Raw genomic sequence first — 255 nt, 5'->3', positions numbered from 1 at the left:
GACCGTGGCCTGGGATGGCCAGGACGCCGCCGATCGGTAGGAGCCAAGTCGTCGTTTCCAGAGGGTTTTATCCTCGGCGGCCAAGGCTTCGTGGAGCATCTGGCGGCCTCTGTAGCCGTCGCGGAGGGTCTCCCGGGAGACGGTCTGACGCAGATCAACGTCGATGATCGGGAACAGGCGTGGACGCTTCCTGGCCAGCAACTTGGAGGCGATCGGAGGGCCCACCTGGTGGAGGACGACGAGTGCCTCCTAGAG

Annotated in this window: 1 protein-coding gene; it reads right to left on the bottom strand. The window is 65.1% G+C overall.

Annotation, left to right across the window (positions count from 1 at the left end; all coding sequences use genetic code 11):
* Nucleotides 1-225 (bottom strand): DUF6308 family protein (locus KVS67_RS12355; RefSeq protein ID WP_368669072.1); only part of this gene is annotated, 225 nt, incomplete at its 3' end.
* Between the last annotated feature and the right edge of the window lie 30 nt (nucleotides 226-255).

Origin of the sequence: Micrococcus sp. GbtcB5, assembly GCF_019091605.1 — a bacterium.
Lineage (GTDB): Bacteria > Actinomycetota > Actinomycetes > Actinomycetales > Micrococcaceae > Micrococcus > Micrococcus luteus.
This window is presented reverse-complemented; position numbering and strand designations above follow the sequence as displayed.